The organism is Cytobacillus sp. FSL H8-0458 (genome assembly GCF_038002165.1).
Taxonomy (GTDB): domain Bacteria; phylum Bacillota; class Bacilli; order Bacillales; family Cytobacillaceae; genus Cytobacillus.
On sequence record NZ_JBBOBR010000001.1, the window covers coordinates 4,103,438 to 4,123,105 of the forward strand.

The 19,668-nt window shown below is 45.7% G+C and carries 18 protein-coding genes and 1 rRNA gene; all 19 read right to left on the reverse strand.

Features of this window, described 5'->3' with window-relative positions:
• Window positions 1–57: 57 nt before the first annotated feature.
• Window positions 58–1,608: ribosomal RNA gene (locus NYE23_RS20710) — 16S ribosomal RNA — on the reverse strand.
• A 376-nt stretch (window positions 1,609–1,984) separates the two neighbouring features.
• Window positions 1,985–3,475: a lysine--tRNA ligase gene (lysS, locus tag NYE23_RS20715; RefSeq protein ID WP_341080391.1), complete on the reverse strand. Its 1,491-nt coding sequence runs from the start codon at window positions 3,473–3,475 to the stop codon at window positions 1,985–1,987.
• 210 nt (window positions 3,476–3,685) lie between these two features.
• Window positions 3,686–4,687, reverse strand: a complete 1,002-nt coding sequence (dusB, locus tag NYE23_RS20720) for a tRNA dihydrouridine synthase DusB (RefSeq protein WP_341080395.1) — start codon at window positions 4,685–4,687, stop codon at window positions 3,686–3,688.
• A 39-nt stretch (window positions 4,688–4,726) separates the two neighbouring features.
• Window positions 4,727–4,942 (reverse strand): helix-turn-helix domain-containing protein, encoded by a 216-nt coding sequence (locus NYE23_RS20725; RefSeq protein ID WP_035333327.1) that lies wholly within the window; start codon window positions 4,940–4,942, stop codon window positions 4,727–4,729.
• A complete protein-coding gene (gene folK / locus NYE23_RS20730; RefSeq protein ID WP_341080398.1) occupies window positions 4,894–5,421 on the reverse strand; it encodes a 2-amino-4-hydroxy-6-hydroxymethyldihydropteridine diphosphokinase in 528 nt (175 codons plus the stop codon). The genes NYE23_RS20725 and folK overlap by 49 nt, the downstream gene beginning before the upstream one ends.
• On the reverse strand, window positions 5,418–5,780 hold the full coding sequence (gene folB, locus NYE23_RS20735; protein WP_341080400.1) for a dihydroneopterin aldolase: 363 nt from the start codon (window positions 5,778–5,780) through the stop codon (window positions 5,418–5,420). The genes folK and folB overlap by 4 nt, the downstream gene beginning before the upstream one ends.
• Window positions 5,773–6,609 (reverse strand): dihydropteroate synthase, encoded by an 837-nt coding sequence (gene folP, locus NYE23_RS20740; protein ID WP_341080403.1) that lies wholly within the window; start codon window positions 6,607–6,609, stop codon window positions 5,773–5,775. Before folP ends, folB begins: the two co-directional genes overlap by 8 nt.
• 11 nt (window positions 6,610–6,620) lie before the next feature.
• Window positions 6,621–7,478 (reverse strand): aminodeoxychorismate lyase, encoded by an 858-nt coding sequence (gene pabC / locus NYE23_RS20745; protein ID WP_341080404.1) that lies wholly within the window; start codon window positions 7,476–7,478, stop codon window positions 6,621–6,623.
• Window positions 7,479–7,481: 3 nt separating this feature from the next.
• A complete protein-coding gene (gene pabA / locus NYE23_RS20750) occupies window positions 7,482–8,075 on the reverse strand; it encodes an aminodeoxychorismate/anthranilate synthase component II (RefSeq protein ID WP_341080407.1) in 594 nt (197 codons plus the stop codon).
• Window positions 8,072–9,487: an aminodeoxychorismate synthase, component I gene (gene pabB, locus NYE23_RS20755; RefSeq protein ID WP_341080409.1), complete on the reverse strand. Its 1,416-nt coding sequence runs from the start codon at window positions 9,485–9,487 to the stop codon at window positions 8,072–8,074. The genes pabA and pabB overlap by 4 nt, the downstream gene beginning before the upstream one ends.
• A 115-nt stretch (window positions 9,488–9,602) precedes the next feature.
• Window positions 9,603–10,532: a cysteine synthase A gene (cysK, locus tag NYE23_RS20760; protein ID WP_341080411.1), complete on the reverse strand. Its 930-nt coding sequence runs from the start codon at window positions 10,530–10,532 to the stop codon at window positions 9,603–9,605.
• Window positions 10,533–10,726: 194 nt separating this feature from the next.
• Window positions 10,727–11,593, reverse strand: a complete 867-nt coding sequence (locus tag NYE23_RS20765) for a peptidyl-prolyl cis-trans isomerase (protein ID WP_341080413.1) — start codon at window positions 11,591–11,593, stop codon at window positions 10,727–10,729.
• A 157-nt stretch (window positions 11,594–11,750) separates the two neighbouring features.
• Complete coding sequence (hslO, locus tag NYE23_RS20770; protein WP_076262413.1) at window positions 11,751–12,629, reverse strand: Hsp33 family molecular chaperone HslO; 879 nt, start codon at window positions 12,627–12,629, stop codon at window positions 11,751–11,753.
• A 159-nt stretch (window positions 12,630–12,788) separates the two neighbouring features.
• Entirely contained in the window at window positions 12,789–13,568 is a 780-nt protein-coding gene (locus tag NYE23_RS20775) for a type III pantothenate kinase (protein WP_163145274.1), read from the reverse strand.
• Window positions 13,569–13,721: 153 nt separating this feature from the next.
• On the reverse strand, window positions 13,722–15,713 hold the full coding sequence (gene ftsH, locus NYE23_RS20780) for an ATP-dependent zinc metalloprotease FtsH (RefSeq protein ID WP_341080416.1): 1,992 nt from the start codon (window positions 15,711–15,713) through the stop codon (window positions 13,722–13,724).
• Between the two features lie 142 nt (window positions 15,714–15,855).
• Window positions 15,856–16,401, reverse strand: a complete 546-nt coding sequence (hpt, locus tag NYE23_RS20785) for a hypoxanthine phosphoribosyltransferase (RefSeq protein WP_175609168.1) — start codon at window positions 16,399–16,401, stop codon at window positions 15,856–15,858.
• A gap of 23 nt (window positions 16,402–16,424) precedes the next feature.
• A complete protein-coding gene (gene tilS, locus NYE23_RS20790) occupies window positions 16,425–17,813 on the reverse strand; it encodes a tRNA lysidine(34) synthetase TilS (protein ID WP_341080417.1) in 1,389 nt (462 codons plus the stop codon).
• 160 nt (window positions 17,814–17,973) lie between these two features.
• Window positions 17,974–18,948: a serine/threonine protein kinase gene (locus NYE23_RS20795; protein ID WP_341080824.1), complete on the reverse strand. Its 975-nt coding sequence runs from the start codon at window positions 18,946–18,948 to the stop codon at window positions 17,974–17,976.
• Window positions 18,917–19,654: a VWA domain-containing protein gene (locus NYE23_RS20800; protein WP_341080419.1), complete on the reverse strand. Its 738-nt coding sequence runs from the start codon at window positions 19,652–19,654 to the stop codon at window positions 18,917–18,919. Before NYE23_RS20800 ends, NYE23_RS20795 begins: the two co-directional genes overlap by 32 nt.
• Window positions 19,655–19,668: the final 14 nt, after the last annotated feature.

Below are 19,668 nucleotides of genomic sequence, written 5' to 3' on the forward strand. Positions count from 1 at the left end.
TGAACTCTCAAAACTGAACGAACAAAGAACGTCACGTTTCTTGTAAATATTCCTTAGAAAGGAGGTGATCCAGCCGCACCTTCCGATACGGCTACCTTGTTACGACTTCACCCCAATCATCTGTCCCACCTTAGGCGGCTGGCTCCAAAAGGTTACCCCACCGACTTCGGGTGTTACAAACTCTCGTGGTGTGACGGGCGGTGTGTACAAGGCCCGGGAACGTATTCACCGCGGCATGCTGATCCGCGATTACTAGCGATTCCGGCTTCATGCAGGCGAGTTGCAGCCTGCAATCCGAACTGAGAATGGTTTTATGGGATTCGCTTAACCTCGCGGTTTCGCAGCCCTTTGTACCATCCATTGTAGCACGTGTGTAGCCCAGGTCATAAGGGGCATGATGATTTGACGTCATCCCCACCTTCCTCCGGTTTGTCACCGGCAGTCACCTTAGAGTGCCCAACTGAATGCTGGCAACTAAGATCAAGGGTTGCGCTCGTTGCGGGACTTAACCCAACATCTCACGACACGAGCTGACGACAACCATGCACCACCTGTCATCCTGTCCCCCGAAGGGGAACGCCCTATCTCTAGGGTTGTCAGGAGATGTCAAGACCTGGTAAGGTTCTTCGCGTTGCTTCGAATTAAACCACATGCTCCACCGCTTGTGCGGGCCCCCGTCAATTCCTTTGAGTTTCAGCCTTGCGGCCGTACTCCCCAGGCGGAGTGCTTAATGCGTTTGCTGCAGCACTAAAGGGCGGAAACCCTCTAACACTTAGCACTCATCGTTTACGGCGTGGACTACCAGGGTATCTAATCCTGTTTGCTCCCCACGCTTTCGCGCCTCAGCGTCAGTTACAGACCAAAGAGTCGCCTTCGCCACTGGTGTTCCTCCACATCTCTACGCATTTCACCGCTACACGTGGAATTCCACTCTTCTCTTCTGCACTCAAGTTCCCCAGTTTCCAATGACCCTCCCCGGTTGAGCCGGGGGCTTTCACATCAGACTTAAGGAACCGCCTGCGCGCGCTTTACGCCCAATAATTCCGGACAACGCTTGCCACCTACGTATTACCGCGGCTGCTGGCACGTAGTTAGCCGTGGCTTTCTGGTCAGGTACCGTCAAGGTACCGGCAGTTACTCCGGTACTTGTTCTTCCCTGACAACAGAGTTTTACGATCCGAAAACCTTCATCACTCACGCGGCGTTGCTCCGTCAGACTTTCGTCCATTGCGGAAGATTCCCTACTGCTGCCTCCCGTAGGAGTCTGGGCCGTGTCTCAGTCCCAGTGTGGCCGATCACCCTCTCAGGTCGGCTACGCATCGTGGCCTTGGTGAGCCGTTACCTCACCAACTAGCTAATGCGCCGCGGGCCCATCTGTAAGTGATAGCGAGATGCCATCTTTCAGCTTTTCCTCATGTGAGGAAAAGAGTTATCCGGTATTAGCCCCGGTTTCCCGGAGTTATCCCAGTCTTACAGGCAGGTTGCCCACGTGTTACTCACCCGTCCGCCGCTGACTTCAGGGAGCAAGCTCCCATCTGTCCGCTCGACTTGCATGTATTAGGCACGCCGCCAGCGTTCGTCCTGAGCCAGGATCAAACTCTCCATATAAGAGTTGATTAAGCTCGTTTTGTCTTTTCATAAAAGACTAATGATTTAAACGTTGACGTATTGTTCGTTCAGTTTTCAAAGATCAATCCGCCGCTCAAGAGCGACTTTATTATCTTATCAGATTTAACTATCTGAGTCAATAACTTTTTTTAAAATCTTTTTTGTAAGTCGCTGTCTTGCAGCAACGAATATAAATATATCACCTCACAGGACAACATGCAATATGTTTTTATTACTTTTATGCGCAAAAAAGAAAGAAAAAATATTCCCATTATTCAGCCCCGGAAAAAGCATTATTTTTGGCAGATCCCTAATTCTTTCTATAAAAACAAAAAAGACAGAGCACGCATTGTACTCTGCCTTGTTTTATAAAATTTTAACGATGACGCATTAACGGGAATAACAGTACATCTCTAATAGAAGGTGAATTTGTCAGCAGCATGACAACACGATCGATTCCGATGCCCAGTCCTCCTGTTGGCGGCATGCCGTATTCAAGAGCTTCAATAAAATCATCATCCATCATATGAGCTTCATCATTGCCCTCTTCACGTTCTTTCAGCTGTGCTTCAAAGCGTTCGCGCTGATCAATTGGATCATTCAGCTCAGTGAAGGCATTTGCATGTTCACGGGCTACAATAAATAATTCAAAACGATCAGTAAAGCGCGGGTCTTCGTCATTTTTCTTCGCAAGCGGCGAGATTTCAACAGGATGTCCATAGATGAATGTCGGCTGAATTAGTTTCTCTTCAACCTTCTGCTCGAAGAATTCATTAACAATATGACCATATTCCATATTGTCTTTGATTTCAACACCATGGTCTTTCGCAAGCTGCTGGGCTTCTTCCTTACTGGTTTCTTTCCAGAAGTCTACCCCTGTGTATTCCTTAATGGCATCTACCATATGAAGCCTTTTCCATTCGGGCTTTAGATCCACTTCGTACTCGCCGTATTGCACAGTAGTTGTCCCAAGCACTTCTTGGGCGATATGGGCAATAAGGTTTTCAGTAAGGCTCATGATATCTCTATAGTCAGCATATGCTTCGTATAATTCAATCATAGTGAATTCAGGATTGTGACGTGTAGATACACCTTCATTACGGAATACTCGGCCAATTTCATATACCTTTTCAAGTCCTCCCACAATCAGGCGCTTCAGATGAAGCTCAATCGCGATACGCATATAGAGTTCCATATCCAGTGCATTATGATGAGTGATAAATGGACGTGCAGAAGCTCCCCCTGCAATGGAATGCATCATAGGTGTTTCAACTTCAAGGTAGCCATGGCTGTCAAGGTAGCGGCGCATGGATTGGATAATGCGGCTTCTCGTGACGAAAGTCTTTTTGCTTTCCTCACTCATAATGAGATCCAGGTAACGCTGGCGGTAGCGCTGCTCAACGTCCTTCAGCCCGTGAAATTTATCCGGCAGCGGACGCAGGGATTTTGTCAGAAGGACAAATTCCTCCGCTTTAACAGACAGTTCGCCTACTTTTGTTTTAAAGAGCTTGCCGCTGATCCCAACAATATCTCCCAGGTCTGCAGTTTCGAAGATGGAGTAGCTTTCTTCTCCAACAGCATCTTTGCGGACATAGATTTGAATTTGCCCTGATAAATCCTGTACATGGGCGAATCCGGCTTTCCCTTTTCCGCGCTTCGTCATAATGCGGCCTGCCAGTGTAACAGAAACATCCTTTTCCTCAATTTCTTCCTTCTCAAGCTCACCGTATTGCTCAATTAATTCATTGCTTTGGTGTGAACGGTCGAAACGCTTCCCGAAAGGATCCATTCCCTGTTCGCGCAAGCTGCTCATTTTCTCGCGTCTTACTTTCAACTGGTCATTTAATTCTTCATGACTCTGGCTCACTGAAATCATCTCCATTTTGTAAATCTTTTTATGTACGCACAATTCTGCGGTCCTTCAAAAATGTATATCTCTATTATTTTACACAAAGCGGGTAAATCAGACATCCTAAATAGTTAAATAGAATAAAAACTGCCAGTTCATGCACTGGCAGTTTCCATTTATCAAAAGTATTATAGGCAAAGAATGACAGCCTGTCAAACTTTACGCAGCTTATACAGCCTGTATCTGGCTTCTTTCTTTTTCTTCTGCATCAATGACAAGAGCGTTAAGAACGCTCACCAATTCTTCTCTTGTATTGGAATCATTGATTCCATTGCGGACCTTCGCATTGCCGCGGATTCCTTTCAGGTACCATGCAGCATGCTTTCGCATTTCGAGTACAGCGATATGTTCACCCTTTAATGAAATCAGGCGGTCCAAATGGAGGATACACACATCCATCTTCTCTCGTACAGAAGGCTCGCCCATTAATTCGCCAGTCTCCAGGTATTTAACTGTACGGTAAATCATCCATGGGTTTCCCAATGCAGCCCGTCCGATCATGACACCGTCACAGCCTGTTTCATCCAGCATGCGCTTGGCATCCTGAGGTGTTTCCACATCACCATTTCCGATTAGCGGAATGTTAATGTTCTGCTTTACTTCGCGGATAATATCCCAGTTCGCGTGTCCTTCATACATCTGGACACGCGTACGGCCGTGAAGGGCTAAAGCTTTGCCCCCTGCGCGTTCAACTGCCTGCGCGTTTTTAACAGCATAGATGTGATCTTCATCCCAGCCCATCCGCATTTTTACAGTAACCGGCTTTTCAACAGCGGCTGTTACAGCAGAAACCATTTCATAAATTTTATCCGGGTCAAGAAGCCACTTGGCACCCGCATCACATTTGGTGATTTTAGGGACAGGGCAGCCCATGTTAATGTCGATGATATCCGCATTCGTATTTTGATCTACAAATTTCGCCGCTTCTACAAGCGTTTCTTTTTTGCCTCCGAAGATCTGCAGGCTTAGCGGCTTTTCTCTTTCATCAATATAAAGCATGTTCATTGTCTTTTCGTTCTGAAGGACAATGCCTTTGTCGCTTACCATCTCAGCACATACAAGTCCGGCACCGAATTCTTTTACAGTCAGACGGAAAGCGGAATTGCATACTCCGGCCATCGGAGCCAGTACCACACGGTTTTTTAGCTCTATATCACCTATTTTGAACATAATTGCACCTCCCTCTTTAACGATTCAAACATATATATATTAATCCTGCTCTTGTCTGGGAGCCAATTCTTCCTGTGTCACTTTAAGCGCCAGAGCAATCTGCTCGATTAAAGCCGGTGCAGGCATGCGGTTTCCTCTCTCAATTTCACCTAAAATTGAAACCGATACACCCAGCTCTCTTGCAAATCCTTCTTGCGTAAATCCTTTTAGCTTTCGAAAAGCGCGAATACGTCTTCCCCATTTTTCTGCTTCCATATCCGTACTCCCTCTCTGTCAGGTATATCTTCCAGTATTGAAATTAAAGGCCGCTCCATCTTCGGAAGCCTGATGCTGGAATCAATCTCTAAAAGAGGAACAAGGACAAACGCTCTTTCATGCATCCGAGGATGAGGAACTATTAGCTTCTCTGTTTCAATATTTTCGTGACTATACAGTAAAATGTCAAGGTCTATTGTCCGCGGGCCCCAATGAATTTCCCTTTTTCTCCCAAGTTTTAATTCAATATCAAGGCATGCATCCAGCAATTCAAAAGGATTTAAGCCGGTAGAAATTTGGATTGCCATATTTAAAAATTGTTCTTGATCTTCATAACCGACCGGATCTGTTTCATAAACAGATGAAGTATTTACCACTTCAGTTTCTGGAAGCTGATCAATCATCTCAACCGCTTTCTTCAAGTGGCCAAACCGGCTGCCGATATTTGAGCCAAGCGCAATAAATGCTTTGTTCCTCATGATCTGCCTCTCGTAATCTCGACGGCTACTGATTGATAGTGGCCGGGAATAGGCGGATCAGGCTTGATCACTTTGACCGTCAGCTGCCAAATCAGCGGGAACCGGGAAAGAAGTTCTGCTGCAAGCTTTTCTGCTACAGCTTCAACCAGCTTATAGGGCTTCCCTTCCACAACCTCTTTGCACACTGCATACAGCTCACCATAGTTAATGGAGTCGTCAAGATTATCGGTTTCCCCCGCCTTTTTCAGGTCTGCTTCGACTGTAAGGTCTACAGCAAAGCGCTGGCCAAGGCGTGTTTCTTCCGGAAAAACACCATGGTAGCCGTAAAACTCCATTCGGTTCACATAAATTTTATCCATTGTATTCACCTTTTCCCATTAAAGCGTCCATCATTTTAGCCATTCGGCACATTTCCTTTACATCATGGATGCGGATCATCTGGCAGCCCTTTTGGATGCCGTAGCAGACCGTCGCTCCCGTTCCTTCTGTCCGCTCCTCAACCGGAAGGTCCAGAATGGTTCCGATCATCCGCTTCTTCGATGTGCCTAGCAGCACAGGATAACCAATAGCCACAAGCTTGTCCAAATCCCTCATCATTTCCAGGTTATAGTTCAAGTCCTTAGCAAAGCCGATGCCCGGGTCAAGGATAATATTCTCGTCTTTAACACCTGCTGACTTTACAAGCGCAATGCTTTCGTACAGGTCATTCATGACATCACGGAAAAAGGATGTGTATTCCATATCCTTGCGGTTATGCATTAAGATGATCGGCACTCCCGTTTCTGCTGCGGTTGATGCCATATCAGGATCCGCTTTGGCTCCCCATACATCATTGATGATATGGGCCCCGGCTTCAATGGCCTGCCTGGCGACTTCAGCTTTATAGGTATCAATGGATATCGGAACATCCACTTCTTTTGAAATTGCCTCGATAACAGGAAGAACACGTCTCAGCTCTTCGTCTGCAGGGACCGGATCAAATCCCGGACGTGTTGACTCTCCGCCGACATCGATGATATCTGCTCCGTTTTCAACCATTTCAAGAGCATGCTTGACTGCCAGATCCTGCTGACTGTATTTGCCCCCATCTGAAAAGGAGTCAGGCGTTGCATTTAAAATTCCCATTACAATGGTTTTCTTCCCGTAATCTAGCGTATATGGCCCACATTGAATTGTTGTTTTAGACATTATGAATCCTCCTACAGTTCATTCCTGCTCCATAAGTGCTCACAGCAGTTTTCATAGTGCACCTGGAACTCCAATGTTTTCTTCCCGGATAACCCTGGCATTGAATGGCCGTCAAACGAGGAGATTGGCACAATTTCCTGGATGGAATTCGTGACAAAAACTTCATCCGCACCCAGTACAGCTTCCGGCCGGTACATGCCTTCCTGCACATTCAACCCCAGCTTCCCGGCTAGCTTGATCACAAATTTCCGGGTAATGCCGTTTAGTATGCCGGTATTAAGAGAGGGGGTAAATACACAGTCATCACGAATCCAGAATAAGTTCGACGTGATCCCTTCTGCCAGGTAGCCATCCCTGGTCAAGAAGATCCCTTCTATGCTTGGATCGTCCCCCGCTTCCTTTTTAGCCAGAATGTTATTTAAATAATGGTGGGACTTCAGACGTTCGGTCCCTTCAGGTGTATTGCGGGGAATCTCCAGCATCACTGCCTGCTTTTCTGCGCTTGCACTTCTAGGCGGAAGCGGTTTGCAGAAAATAATCGTATTCGGGTTTTTGTACGAATCTGTCTGCAGGCCAATCTCCCCGTTACCCGCTGATACATTCATCCGGATATAGGCATTATGGTATCCGTTTTTTCCGAGCAGCATCTCAAGCTTCTCGAGCACTTGTTCCCTAGTGTAGCCACCTTCAATATTTATCGCTTCAAGACTTCGGTTCAGCCTTTCCAGATGATCGTCCAATAAAAAGGGATGCCCATTATAGACACGGAACGTCTCAAACAGCCCCATTCCATATAAAAAGCCATGATCAAAAGGAGAGATCCTTGCCTCCTCTTTCCTGATAACTTCCCCATTCATATAAATATACAAGGTTTACAGCCCTTCTGCCTGAAGTGAGGCTTTGTAATGATGAATGAAATTCTGAAGGAGTTCCTTACCGGCCGTGGTCATAATCGACTCAGGATGGAATTGGACACCTTCTACAGGCAATTCCTTATGGCGGATGGCCATAATCTCTCCCTCAGCTGTCCATGCCGAAACCTCAAGACATTCAGGAAGTGTTTCCTTTTTGACAATCAGCGAATGGTAGCGGGTAGCAGGAAAAGGGTTGGGCAGGTCTTGAAATATAGTTTTTCCATCATGAAAAATGTCAGAGGTTTTCCCATGCATCAGACGCTCCGCCTGCACCACATCGCCTCCGAATACTTGGGCAATCGACTGATGTCCCAGACAAACGCCAAAGACCGGGATTTTGCCTGCAAAAGCTTCAATGGCTTTCACGCTGATGCCTGCCTCATTTGGGCTGCACGGACCCGGAGAGATCATCAGGAATTTCGGCTGCATACTGCCTATTTCAGAAATTGATGTTTCATCGTTTCTTTTTACAACCAGCTCTTCACCTAATTCACCGAGATACTGCACGAGATTATACGTAAAAGAATCGTAATTATCGATCATATAAATCATAGCTGATCCCCTTTTGCCTGTTCTGCGAGTTCTTTTGCTTTCCAAAGAGCAATCGCCTTCTTCAGCGACTCTTTGTATTCATTTTTTGGATTGGAGTCAATAACAATGCCTGCACCTGCCTGCACATGGGCCTGTCCATCTTTCACGAGCATGGTGCGGATGATGATATTCAGTTCCAGGTCGCCGCTGAAATTGATCCAGCCAAGAGAGCCGGTGTACGGTCCTCTAGTGACCGGTTCAAGCTCTTCAATGATCTCCATGGTGCGCACCTTAGGGGCACCCGTGATCGTTCCCCCTGGAAATACAGCGTCAATGATATCAACTGCATTTTTGCCTTCTGCCAGCTCACCTTTTACGTTGGAAACGATATGCATCACATGTGAGTATTTTTCAATGACCATGAACTCATCCACTTCAACAGTCCCATATGCGCAGACTCTTCCCAGGTCATTTCTCTCCAGGTCAACCAGCATTACGTGCTCTGCACGCTCTTTCTCATTTTCAATCAGCTCACTGGCGAGCTTGAGGTCCTCCTCATGATCCTTCCCCCTGGACCTTGTCCCGGCAATCGGCCGTGTGCTGACGGTGTTTCCTTTTTTCTTAATCAGCAGCTCCGGTGATGCGCTCACAAGCTGGTATGCAGGTGTGTGGAAATAGCCCATGTAGGGAGACGGGTTCAACACTCTCAGTTGCTCGTATACATCCATAGCCTGAATATGAATCGGGCGGCTTTGGCGTACCGAGAGATTCACCTGAAAGACATCTCCCTGTGAAATATATTCCTGAACACTCCGGACAGCAGACTGGAATTCTTCTTCGTTCATGGATACATCAAGCGTTTGTTCTGCCTGACTGCAACCCGCTTCCTCAGAAGTCTCTCTGCTCTCACTCTTCCATCTCTGCTCCCAATTCTCTGCCCGTTCCTCAATCGAGTGCTCTTCCCCTTTTTCATATAAGAATAGGAGCCAGAGCTCTTCCGTTTCATGATCAAAGACAAAGCATTCTTTATAAATAAAAAAGTGGATATCAGGTATTTGCAGATCATCCTGAGCATCATTTGGAAGCTTTTCGATATATCGTGCGTAATCATAGCTGATAAACCCGATTGCACCTCCCTGAAAGTCAGGAAGTTCTTCAAGCTTATCTGCTTTATATTGATTCAGCCATTCCTGCATCAGGTGAAGGGGGTTGCCCTCGAGCACCTGCTTTTCGCCGTCTGCAGTGATTTCAAGCTGTGAATTTTTGCCTGTTAAAATGGCTACCGGCTCAAAAGCTGCAATACTATACCTGCCGCCCCGTCCGCTTTCCAGTAAAACATGATGCGGCAATCCCTCCGACAGCGAGCGGTATGTGCGGAATAACCGGTTATATGTATATGGTATTTTTTTTGCATGGATCTGAAGATGCTTCACTAAAAGTCACCCCTATATAGTTCTCTATTTTTCATCATACATGATACAGGGCATGCTTTCATAATTTTTATTGCACGCAAAAAACAGCGGTCATCGGAGACCACTGTCCTCTCAATTATTCAGCTTCAAATTGGTATAAAGGAGTACTTAAATAACGTTCGCCGTTACTTGGGAGAATGGCCAGAACTTTTTTGCCCTCGCCAAGCTCTTTAGCGACCTTCAGTGCCGCACTGATCGCCGCACCGGAGGAAATTCCTCCAAGGATACCTTCTTCCTTGGCCGCACGGCGGGCATAATCAAATGCCTCATCGTTTGTAATCTGGATCACTTCATCATAAATCTTTGTATCCAGTGTATCCGGCACAAACCCCGCTCCAATACCCTGAATTTTATGCGGGCCCGGCTTTCCGCCTGATAGGACAGGTGAATCAGTTGGCTCCACTGCGTAAATTTTGATGTTTTTATATTTTTCTTTAAGCACCTGGCCGGCTCCTGTAATAGTTCCGCCTGTTCCGATTCCGGAAATGAAGGCATCCAGCTGGTCGCCCATTTGCTCTGTGATTTCAGGTCCAGTTGTTAAACGGTGAATTTCAGGGTTAGCAGGGTTTTCAAACTGCTGAGGAACGAAATAGCCATGTTCCTTTGCCAGCTCCTGCGCCTTGCGGATCGCACCGCCCATTCCTTCCGGTCCAGGTGTGAGGACAAGGTCAGCCCCGTAAGCACGCAGCAGATTGCGGCGCTCCATACTCATTGTCTCCGGCATCACAAGAACGGCTTTATAGCCTTTGGCTGCGGCAATCATCGCTAATCCAATTCCTGTATTTCCGCTTGTCGGTTCAATGATGGTATCACCTGGTTTAAGACTTCCATCTTTCTCTGCAGCCGTAATCATTGCCAGGGCAATACGGTCTTTTACGCTGCTCCCCGGATTCATGTACTCCAATTTTAGATAAACATCTGCGCTATTATCATCAACTAGACGGTTTAGTTTCACAATTGGCGTATGGCCAACAAGATCTGCAATTGAATTTGCTACACGTACCATTTTCCCCACTCCTTATTTCCGACTATTTTTATTGGTTTAATATAAATTTACCAATTTCCAATGGGAATGTCAATGAATTTGACTGCCATTTAAAAGAAAATTCATACTTTTGTCATTATAGATAATTACCCATCTCTATTCATGATACTCAATTTATGCAGAAAAAAACACGGAATTGGCTCCGTGTTTTTTATTTACTGCTCACCGTAAAACCATTCAACATCCGTCTCTTTCCAAAACGGTTTGGCAGAGACAGGAACATCCATCTGCTCAAGAGCAATCTGGCGGCGAATCATGTTCTTCACCTCTTTAAAGGAATACTTTTCTCCTTTTAAATGCTCATGAAGCATGACAACAGCATAGCCATCTTCTGTTTTAACCGGTTTAGTCCATTTGCCGGGCTTCAGGTCTTTGACCTGTTCCAGGACTTCTGCCGGTATATGCTCATCATCTTCACTGACATACCCTGCATTTCCCCCAAGGTTGGCAGTGAATTCATCAATGGATCGCTCCATCGCCAGCACAGAGAAGCTGGAGCCTTCTTCCAGCTCCTTCACTGTCTGTTCTGCTTCTTCTTTTGTTTTTACAATGATTTGAGAGATGTGATAGATGTCAGGAACATGAAATTGGCTGCTGTTTTCTTCATAATAGCTCTTCATTTCCTCTTCTGAGACAGAGACATCAGCCGTCAGCAGCTCTTCAAGAATAAGATTATTCTTGATTTGCCTGCGCCATTTGTCTTCACTCATCTCATCAGTGAAATTGCCGCCATACATCGTCTTGACCATTTTCAGCTCAAGATCTACTGCCTTATCAGAGATTTTCACCCCGTATTTTTCCCCGGCTTCTTCAATGACCTTCTGATCAATTAATTCGCTTAAGGTGCTTTTTCCGTACTTCGTTTCCATCTCACTCATCCATTCCTGGCGAGTGATTTTTTCTCCGCCGATTTTGGCTACTGCTTCCCCGCTGCCATCGCTTTTAAAAAGCAAAAAGGCCAATGTGATAAGATTCAGCAACACTAAACCGCCAATGATCATTAAAAGCTGTCTCTTTTCCAAGTGCTCCTCCCCCCAAGAAAAGCGCAAGCACCTGTCCCTCCCCGACACTCGAGGGGGCAGGCACTGAAGCTGGACATTTCTCTAAGTTCAAAAAACAAAAGCGTTTGGCCCCGGCCTAAAGGGCAAACCTTTAGGAGACCGGCAAACGCTTATTTTATCACTTTACTTCGTTTTTTAATTCTTCCAGTTCTTCCTTTGTATAATGGTATTTCTCGTTGCAGAAGTGGCAGGAAGCTTCAGCCTGGCCGTCTTCATCGATCATCTGCTGGATTTCGTCTTCACCGAGGCTGATAATCGCATTGGCAAAACGCTCTTTTGAACATGTGCAAGTGAAGGATACAGGAAGCTTCTCGAGGAACTTCACATTATCTTTGCCAAGAATCGTTTCCAAAAGCTCTTCAGGCGTTAAGCCCTGCTGAATCAATTTGGATACAGGCGGGATTTCTTTCAGTCTGTTCTCAATTAAAGTAATCGTCTCTTCATCTGTTCCCGGCATAAGCTGAAGAATGAATCCTCCAGCAGCAAGAATAGAGTTATCAGGATTAACAAGAACCCCCACTCCAACGGATGAAGGAACCTGTTCAGAAGTAACGAAGTAATAAGTGAAATCTTCCCCAAGTTCTCCCGAAATCAGCGGAACCTGTCCTGTGAAGTGTTCTCTCATTCCAATGTCCTTCACGACTGTCAGGGTCCCTTCAGTGCCGACCGCACGGCGCACGTCAAGCTTGCCCTGCTCATTAAGGTCGAAGTGCGTCTGCGGGTTTGTTACATATCCGCGAACCTCTCCATTTGCATTGCTGTCTACCAGAATGGCGCCAATTGGGCCGCCGCCTTCGATTTTGATCGTCAGTTTGTTATCGCCCTTCAGCATGGCACCCATCATCACGCCTGCCGTCATAGCTCTTCCTAAAGCAGCTGACGCGGTTGGCCATGTATAATGTCTGCGCTGCCCCTCTCCAACTGTTTCGGTAGTGCGGGATGCATATGCACGGACTTGTCCATCATATGCAAGTGCTTTTACTAGATAATCGCTCATTTTTTGCTCCTTTCCACGAAAAGCGCAAGCGCCTTGCCCACCCCCGACACCTTCGAGGGGGCAGGCTGCTTGCGCTAGACAATTTTCGAAGTTCAAAAAGTTTAAATCCTTGTTATCTTCGAGAGAAACTGCTTTAATGGCAGCAGCTTTTTAAGCTTACTATTTTTTTATGTTCTCCATATTTCGTTTATAAATAATCTGCAGGCCCTTTAAAGTTAAAAATGGATCCACAACATCGATGATATCCGACTCTTGCGCGATGAGCCCCGCAAGGCCCCCTGTGGCAATGACAGTCGGCTTTTCATCTGCCTGATCTTTCATTCTTTTTACTATACCTTCAACCTGGCCGACGTAACCATAAAGAATTCCTGCCTGCATGGCAGATACAGTATTCTTTCCGACAATATGATCAGGACGGGCAATTTCTATTCGTGGAAGCTTCGCTGCACGGGAATAAAGAGCCTCTGTTGAAATCCCGATTCCCGGGGCAATGGCGCCGCCCATATATTGTTTATTTTCATTGATATAGCAATAGGTAGTGGCTGTCCCAAAATCGACAATAACTAACGGGCTTCCATATTCATGAATGGCCGCTATAGCATTGACGATGCGGTCTGCCCCCACTTCTCTCGGGTTATCATACTTGATGTTTAAGCCTGTCTTGATGCCAGGACCTACAACAAGAGGCTTCACATGGAAATATTTCTGGCACATTCTTTCAAGTGAAAACATGATTGGCGGCACCACTGAGGAAATGATAATGCCATCTATATCTGAAAAGGAAAGATTCTCATGCTCAAACAGAGACTTCACAATCATTCCATATTCATCTTCTGTTTTATTCCGGTTGGTTTCAATTCGCCAATGATGCTTTAATTCATCTTGGTCATAGACACCCAGAACGATATTCGTATTCCCTACGTCGAAAACAAAGATCAACATTCTCACCACTTTATGATTATTTAAAACGCTTTTTTCACTGAAAACATCATATCACAACTGTTGTTGTTTCGTGTAATTGAAAATTCCGGGCGGTCTTGGAATTGATATTTTTCGGCAAAAAAAAGCGCCCCTGGAGGCGCTTTTCGATTATTATTTGTCTTTTCGTTCTTCGTCGATGGCAGGTGGCACATCCGCTTCTGCGGGGCTTGAGCCTTCCCTTGTTTCAGGGATTTCGCCTGTTTCAGCCGGATCCTCTTTCTTGATGCTGATGTTTACTTTCACATCTTCATCCGTTGAAATGGAAGTTGCTGAACGGTCAGGCAGTCTGCCGTGGTCTGATAAGTGCTTGATTTGTTCCGCATCAAGCGTTTCAACTTCAAGCAATGTATTTGCGATCAGATTCAGCTTATCACGATTTTCTGTTAAGAGCTTTCTTGCTCTTTCATAAGATTCCTTGATAATGCGCTGGATCTCAAGGTCGATTTCATATGCGATTGCATCTGAATAGTTCTGTTCATTATGGAAGTCACGTCCAAGGAATACCTGGCCGCCCTGAGACTGTCCAAACTGCAATGGTCCAAGCTTGTCGCTCATTCCAAATTCGGTTACCATGCGGCGGGCAATGCCTGTCGCACGCTGGAAGTCATTATGGGCACCTGTGCTTACTTCACCGAAGACGATTTCTTCAGCCACACGTCCGCCAAGCAATCCGACAATTTTGTCGAGAAGCTCTGGCTTCGTCTGGAAGTAGCGGTCTTCTTTCGGAAGCATTACTGCATATCCTCCGGCCTGGCCGCGCGGCACGATTGTAACCTTATGAACCATTTCTGCTTCATCAAGCACCAAACCGATGACTGTATGACCTGCTTCATGGAAAGCAACGATGTTTCTTTCCTTTTGGGAAATCACACGGCTCTTCTTGGCTGGTCCCGCAATTACGCGGTCTGTTGCTTCATCGATATCTTCCATATCGACTTTTTTCTTATTGCGGCGGGCAGCTACAAGCGCTGCTTCATTCAATAGATTTTCAAGGTCTGCACCCGAAAATCCTGGAGTGCGCATCGCAATGCTCTTTAAGTTAACCGACTCATCTAAAGGCTTGTTGCGGGCATGTACTTTAAGCACTGCTTCACGGCCTTTGACATCCGGGCGGTCAACCGTAATCTGTCTGTCAAAACGTCCCGGACGCAATAATGCCGGGTCAAGAATATCAGGACGGTTAGTGGCAGCAATGATGATAATTCCTTCATTTGCTCCAAATCCATCCATTTCAACAAGAAGCTGGTTAAGGGTCTGCTCGCGTTCATCATGTCCGCCGCCAAGGCCGGCACCACGCTGGCGCCCTACAGCATCAATTTCATCGATAAAAATAATACATGGCGCGTTCTTTTTCGCATTTTCGAATAAGTCGCGGACACGGGAAGCACCCACACCGACGAACATTTCAACGAAATCAGAACCGCTTATAGAGAAGAACGGAACGCCCGCTTCACCGGCAGCTGCCCGCGCAAGCAAGGTTTTACCTGTTCCCGGAGGTCCCACAAGAAGAACCCCTTTAGGAATTCTAGCTCCCAATTCAGCAAACTTGCGCGGGTCTTTAAGGAACTCAACGACCTCAACAAGCTCCTGCTTTTCTTCATCGGCGCCTGCAACATCTTTAAAGCGCACTTTCTTTTTGCTTTCATCATACAGCTTGGCTTTGCTTTTGCCGAAGTTCATCACACGGCTGCCTCCGCCCTGCGCCTGGTTCAGCAGGAAGAAGAATAGTATGAAGATGATGATGAAAGGAATGATTGACGTAAAGAATGTAACCCAGCCGCTTGTTTCCTTAGCCGGCATAACATCGACATCCGATGTCTGGGCTAATTGATCCACACGGTCAAGGATATTATCATTGTTCATGATATAAGTCAGGAAGTATTTGCCTTCCTCATATCCCTCAAGCTGACCCCGTACTTCAAAAACACCTCTCTCAGGCTGAAGGGAAATGGACGTGATATCGCCGCTTTCCAAGTGATCAACAAATTTATTATAAGAGATGTGCTCCGTTGGTTCATTGTTGCCGTTAAAGAAGCTGACAACTCCAATAATGACTAAAAATATTAATAAATAAAAGATGGTATTCCGGAAGATCCGATTCATCCCTTACCTCCTCCCACGGTAAACAAACTATAGTGTATAGTATCATAGAAAATCGTGCCAATACAAGGAATTAGACTTCTTAAAACCGGGTGATTCTTGTTTCAGTAAAGGGCTTTAATCCAAGATCATGCTTAGGATTTCCTTAATCGTTATTGCTGTATACTTCCGGCTTAAGCACTCCAATATATGGAAGGTTGCGGTACTTTTCCGCATAATCAAGGCCATAGCCGACTACGAACTCATCAGGAACAATAAATCCTACATAATCAGCTTTGATATCAGCCTTTCTTCCAGTTGGCTTGTCAAGCAGTGTTACAATCTTAATGCTTTTCGCTTTTCTGTAGCGGAACAGCTCAACCAGATAGCTGAGTGTCAAGCCGCTGTCGATGATATCTTCAATGATCAGAATATCTCTGCCTTCAACAGAAGTATCAAGGTCTTTCAGAATTTTCACTTCTCCAGAAGAAACCATTGAATTCCCATAGCTTGATACATCCATGAAGTCCATCTCAAGATATGTATCCACACGCTTTAAAAGGTCGCTCATGAAAGGCATTGCCCCTTTTAATACCCCAATGGCAAGCGGGAATCGGTCCTGGTATTCTTCAGTAAGTTCAGCAGCAAGGGATTTAATTTTATCCTGCAGCTCCTCTTCCGAAATCAGTACTTTTTCAATATCATTTTTCATCATTTATTGTGCCCCCTAGAAGATCATTGCTTTATGTATTTTAAAATAATATAACTGGTGCAGGATTGCTGCTGCCTATCATCATGCGATTTCTTCAAACCGGGCACCCATAGGATCCTGCCTTGTGCATCTGTCACGATTGGCCAGGTTTTCCGATCATGCAGCGGTATTTTATGATCGATGAAAATATCCTTAATCTTTCGGGAACCCTGCATTCCTTTAAGCGTCATGCGGTCTCCCTTTTCTCTCGTCCTGATAATGATTGGAAAAGAAACACCGTCCCTGTCCAGTACCAGGGTTTCATTGTTTAGATTTCCATCAGGACAGTCAGCATATTCAAGAATAATCGATCCGCCGTTTGGGAGTTTAATGCTTGCAGGTTTGAAGATTTCATATCGATAGGATTGTACAGGTTCCTTCGGGAATAAAAAGTGGCATTGCCGGTAGGAGCGTACAATATGTAAACCGCCTGGAAAATCTAAATTTCCCGATGGATGAGGACTATTCATTAAGGAAAAAACACTCTCTATATGAGATGCCGATAACGATGCCGGCCTTTCCTTATAAAGATAGTTTAATATTAGTTGAATCCCTCTCCTTTGTAAAGGCATTGGCATTGCCTCAAAAGCATCAATATCCACACTAATTTCCTCATTGGCATCCTTTTTCATTACTGTATTCATTTTATGGACGGTTAATTCCTGCAGATATGCTTCATCACTTTGCAAATCTTCACTGAATTTTTGAAAATGCTCATGCACCTGAGGATTTTCTTTTCTCAGGAATGGGAGCACTTCCTGCCTGAAGCGGTTCCGGCTGTATATGCCTTTTTCATTGCTTGGATCCCGCCGGGGGTTCAGGTGTTCTTTCAGGCAGTAGCTTTCGATTTCCGCTCTATTCAAGCACAGGAAAGGGCGGATGATCGTATAATTGCCAAACGGACGCTTAAAGGGAATTCCTGCTCTTGCGCTGCCAGCACTTCCTCTTGTGAGGCGCATCAAAATGGTTTCAACCTGATCATCGCCATGATGTCCAAGCGCTATATAGTCTGCTCCATATTTCCCGGCTGTTCTTTGATAGAAGCTGTAGCGGCAATCCCTGGCAGCTGTCTGTGAACTTTTCCCGGACTTCTTCATATACTCAGGCACATTCACCCTTTCCATTTCAAATGGAATGGCTTTGTCCCTGCAGTAATTCTTCACAAACATGGCGTCCTGAAGGGATTCTTCACCTCTGAACATATGATCGACATGTGCGGCAATCAGTTCTATCTGATAATGCTGCTGCCTGCTCCGAAAATAATGGAGCAGGGCGATGGAATCCGGCCCTCCTGATACACCGATTACTATTTTCTTATTTTTTAAATCCAATCCCTTTTTCTTAAGGAAAGCACTCACTTTCTCTTCGAGCATAGGCTTCTTCCTTATCTAATTTAAATATATTTACTACTACCCCTGCAAAGGGCAGCATAATCCTTACTATGGAAAAGCATATCATTTTTAAAGGGTAAATATCAAAAGGGATTAAGCTTATATACGGATCACTGAAAAGAAAGTTTCATTTCTTTCAAAATCAAAGCAGCTGCCCATAAATATATAAGAAATATAGCACGGTTACAATAAGGGTTATGAGCAGAGTTTCAAAGAAGCTCCCTTTCTGTTTTCTCTGCCTGTTCATTTGCCTGCTGACAGGCTGAGGGCTGGCGGTTTGGCCTGAATTCCTGCTTGTACTTCTTTGCGCCGGATTTGTACGTGTGAGCTGGAGCATATCGTTTTTCATTTCACCGGCTGAGCTATACTGGCCCTGCAGAGCATTCAGAATAACATCTTCGTATTTCAGCAGTTCTTTCTTTTGGCGGACCATCAATTTGAGCTGTTTAAGGTCACCGGTTGTCTTGGCAAACCTTTTTGGATAGGCCGTATTGATTAAAATCATGGCAGCAGCAAAGAGATCATAAGCAGGGTCGGCCTTTCTGGTCCCAAGACCCCAATACCCGCGGTCATAAAACTCGGTAAATTCCTTTATTGCCCTTCCCTGAATGGTAGTTCCGCCCACATCAATGGTGCGTATTCTCGAAGGAGGACCTGTTACGATCAGATTATCCGGCTTTAAATCACCGAACACCCAGCCCGCTTTATGCAATGCATCCAGATCGTTCAGAAGCTGTACAATTAAAACACCGGTCCAGGATGGCCCCTTCTGCTGAATGAATGTCAGCAAATCAGGACCCTGTATATATTCCATTACATAAAATGAAACCTTACCGCTCCTTCTTTCCCAATCATCGACATCAAGCAAAGAAGGCCCGAGGGCAGAGCCTTGGACCTTTGCAAAGGATTTAAGGACGTTCACCTCGGACGTGATGGACATCCCGTTATCACTCATTTTCAAAGCAACCTGCTGATTTTGGTTTTTGGCGAGATAAACAATCCCATTCGCACCATAGCCCAATTCCTTTACAATGGTATATCGGCTGCGGTGCCACTTTCCTTCAATCACAGTACCAGGGTTTACTTTACACTGACTCTTCAAAGAATGATTCATCATCACGGGAAAGCAGACTCCTTAATGAACGTTTTTTCTTGAAATGGTTTAGTGCCTCATGAATGGCCGGGCCTGTTGGCGTAATCCCTCCCGTTGTCAATTTCGAGAATATGCTGGTCAGCGATTCAAGATTCGGTGTCCAATCCAGCAGTTTTTCGACATCTTTCTTTTTCCCGGGAAATACGAATACGGAAAAACGATTATCACCAGAGCGGGCATTGAGGCTCAGGGACAGATCCAGCAGGGCTTCCTTAACGGTCGGGAGCTTATGTTTCATACTTGCACTTGTATCCACGAGGACCAGCACCTCAAGCTCGACCGTCTCACCCAATTCATCCACGACCTCCATCACTTCGCCGCGCTGATCAGGCGGGAGGTCCTCCATCGTTTTTGACCCGCCCAGAATTTGCTGGAGCTCTTTGTTCACCACTCCCTGAAGTGTCTGGGTCATGGCTTTTCTCGTCACCATCTGTACCGTCTGGGAAAGCTGCTGAGAGTAGACAACCTGACTGACTCCGCTTCCTGACATAGCGATTCCTTCAATTTCATTCATTCCCTGTTCATCAATGACATCCTGCTCCATGACTCCGATTACATTCACAGTTATTCCCTGCTCCTTGGCCAGAGCCGCCATGGCAATGGGATCTTCACCCTGATTTGAACAGCCATCCGTTATCAATAAAATCTGCTTCAGTGTTCCTGTTTTCATTTGAAACTCCCCTC

Coding starts and splice junctions, on each gene's coding strand:
- dusB (WP_341080395.1), bottom strand. CDS start 4,687: ATGTTCAAAATAGGTGATATAGAGCTAAAAAACCGTGTGGTACTGGCT.
- NYE23_RS20725 (WP_035333327.1), bottom strand. CDS start 4,942: ATGGAAGCAGAAAAATGGGGAAGACGTATTCGCGCTTTTCGAAAGCTA.
- folK (WP_341080398.1), bottom strand. CDS start 5,421: ATGAGGAACAAAGCATTTATTGCGCTTGGCTCAAATATCGGCAGCCGG.
- folB (WP_341080400.1), bottom strand. CDS start 5,780: ATGGATAAAATTTATGTGAACCGAATGGAGTTTTACGGCTACCATGGT.
- folP (WP_341080403.1), bottom strand. CDS start 6,609: ATGTCTAAAACAACAATTCAATGTGGGCCATATACGCTAGATTACGGG.
- pabA (WP_341080407.1), bottom strand. CDS start 8,075: ATGATTTATATGATCGATAATTACGATTCTTTTACGTATAATCTCGTG.
- cysK (WP_341080411.1), bottom strand. CDS start 10,532: ATGGTACGTGTAGCAAATTCAATTGCAGATCTTGTTGGCCATACGCCA.
- hslO (WP_076262413.1), bottom strand. CDS start 12,629: ATGAGCGATTATCTAGTAAAAGCACTTGCATATGATGGACAAGTCCGT.
- ftsH (WP_341080416.1), bottom strand. CDS start 15,713: ATGAATCGGATCTTCCGGAATACCATCTTTTATTTATTAATATTTTTA.
- hpt (WP_175609168.1), bottom strand. CDS start 16,401: ATGAAAAATGATATTGAAAAAGTACTGATTTCGGAAGAGGAGCTGCAG.
- tilS (WP_341080417.1), bottom strand. CDS start 17,813: ATGCTCGAAGAGAAAGTGAGTGCTTTCCTTAAGAAAAAGGGATTGGAT.
- NYE23_RS20795 (WP_341080824.1), bottom strand. CDS start 18,948: ATGATGAATCATTCTTTGAAGAGTCAGTGTAAAGTAAACCCTGGTACT.
- NYE23_RS20800 (WP_341080419.1), bottom strand. CDS start 19,654: ATGAAAACAGGAACACTGAAGCAGATTTTATTGATAACGGATGGCTGT.